At 67.9% G+C, this 2,325-nt stretch carries 2 protein-coding genes; both read right to left on the reverse strand.

Features of this window, described 5'->3' with window-relative positions:
• A partial coding sequence (gene metK / locus Q4F73_RS12275) for a methionine adenosyltransferase (protein WP_303359623.1) occupies positions 1–869 on the reverse strand: 869 nt, incomplete at its 3' end.
• A gap of 68 nt (positions 870–937) precedes the next feature.
• On the reverse strand, positions 938–2,164 hold the full coding sequence (gene coaBC, locus Q4F73_RS12280; RefSeq protein WP_303359624.1) for a bifunctional phosphopantothenoylcysteine decarboxylase/phosphopantothenate--cysteine ligase CoaBC: 1,227 nt from the start codon (positions 2,162–2,164) through the stop codon (positions 938–940).
• Positions 2,165–2,325 lie beyond the last annotated feature (161 nt).

Below are 2,325 nucleotides of genomic sequence, written 5' to 3' on the forward strand. Positions count from 1 at the left end.
CCGCCGTGGCGGGCCATGCCGCCGTAGGTGTCGACGATGATCTTGCGGCCCGTCAGGCCCGCATCGCCCATCGGCCCGCCGAGGATGAAGGATCCGGAGGGGTTGACCAGCAGGGTGAGTTCGTCGGTGACCATGTCGGCCAGTCCCGCGTCGGCGACCACGAAGTCGAGGACGTGCTCGCGCAGCTGCGCGGCGAGCCACTCCTGGGAGATGTCCGGGTCATGCTGGGTGGAGATGACGACGGTGTCCAGGGCCACCGGGCGGTCGTCGGCGTCGTAGGCGAAGGTGACCTGCGTCTTGCCGTCCGGGCGCAGGTGCGCGACGATGCCCTCCTTGCGCACCTCGGTGAGGCGGCGGGCCAGGCGGTGGGCCACGGCGATGGGCAGCGGCATGTACTCCGGGGTCTCGTTGCTGGCGTAGCCGAACATGAGGCCCTGGTCGCCGGCGCCGGCGCGGTCGTCTTCGTCGCCCTCGTCGCCGGAACGGAACTCGTGGGAGGTGTCCACGCCGTGGCCGATCTCCGGGGACTGCTCACCGATGGCGATGTTGACGCCACAGGTGGTGCCGTCGAAGCCGACCTCGGAGGAGGTGAATCCGATGTCGACGAGGGTGCGGCGCACCAGCTGCGGGATCTCGACGTAACCGGAGGTACGCACCTCGCCGACCACGTGTACCTGGCCGGTGGTCACCAGGGTCTCCACCGCCACGCGGGCGTGCGGATCCTGCTCCAGCATGGCGTCGAGGATGGTGTCGGAGATGGCGTCACAGATCTTGTCCGGGTGCCCCTCCGTGACCGATTCGGAGGTGAACAGTCGGATGGTGGCGGGCTTGTCGAAGGCCACCTGCGTGGTGGCGGGGTTGTCAGACACGGGCAGAATCCTTTTCGGCGTTAATCAACGATACGATCGCCCAATATAGACCAAGCTGTCTGCAACCGTCAATTGCGCAGCTTATCGACGCCCACCAGAATCCTCGCCGCCACCACATACTTGGACCCGGCGGGGATCTCCTCGACCGAGCCGTCCTGGCTCAGCAGCCACCCCTCGTTGCGGGTCTGGCCGAAGACCTTGCCCTCGCCCACCTCGTTGGCCATGAGCAGATCACAGCCCTTGCGCTGCAGTTTCGCGCGCGCGTGGTCGAGCGCCGAGGTGTGCTCGTCACCGGTCTCGGCGGCGAACCCGACGATGATGGTCTCGCCCTGCCGCTCCCGCACCGTGGTGGCCAGAATATCCGGGTTCTCGACGAGCTCCACCGTCATCAGGGCATCCTCATCGCGCCCCTTCTTCATCTTCGAGCCTGCCTGGTGGGCGGGCCGGAAGTCGGCGACGGCCGCCGCCATGATGATGACGTCCTGGTCCGGGGCCAGTTCAGCGACCCGCTGCCCCATCTCCCGGGCGCTGACCACCTTCTCGACGCGCGCGCCCGACGGCGTCGGCAGATCATCCGTGTCCCCCGCCACGATGGTCACCTGCGCGCCCCGGTGGGCGGCGATCTCCGCGAGGGCGAAACCCTGCCTGCCCGAGGACCGGTTGCCCAGAAAACGCACCGGATCCAGATTCTCCTGCGTGCCACCCGCGGTGATGAGGACCTTCCTTCCCTGCCAGTTCGGCGTAAGATCGGCTCCGTCGAGGATGGCCCGGGTGAGCTCGGCGATCTGCTCCGGCTCCGGCAGGCGCCCCGGCCCGGTGTCCTTGCCCGTCAGACGCCCGTGGGCCGGTTCCAGGACGATGACCCCGCGCTCGCGCAGGGTGGCCACGTTCGCCTGCGTGGCGGGGTTCCACCACATCTCGGTGTGCATGGCCGGCACGACGATGACCGGGCAGGTCGCCACCAGCACCGTCGCGGTGAGCAGGTCATCGGCTCGTCCGGCCACCAGACGCGCGATGACATCAGCCGTCGCCGGCGCGATGACCACCGCGTCCGCCTCCTGGCCGATGCGCACGTGCTGCACCTCGTCGACCGCGTCGAAGACGGTGGTGGACACCGGATGCCCGCTCAGCGCCTCGAAGGTGGCGGCGCCGACGAAATTGAGCGCGCTCGGGGTGGGCACCACGCGGACATCGTCACCGGCCTCCTTGAGGTCGCGCACCAGGTGACACGCCTTGTAGGCGGCGATTCCCCCGGCCACACCGACGACGATACGACGAGGCTTCACTTCACTCATGGATCCGACTCTACGTCAACCGGCAGAGTCGGTGGAGGGGCGGTTTCTGTGGATAACCCGAGTTATCCACAGGACGGCTTGCTTGCTTATCGACGAGTGGTTGTTTCCGGTTTATCGTCCGGGGCATGAAGGTAGCTGAGATGCTCGCCGCCCTGCGCGGC

It is taken from the genome of Corynebacterium sp., assembly GCF_030535495.1.
Taxonomy (GTDB): Bacteria; Actinomycetota; Actinomycetes; order Mycobacteriales; family Mycobacteriaceae; genus Corynebacterium.

What these genes read in the sequence shown, in the direction of transcription:
- coaBC (WP_303359624.1), bottom strand. Translation starts at nt 2,164, where the DNA reads ATGAGTGAAGTGAAGCCTCGTCGTATCGTCGTCGGTGTGGCCGGGGGA.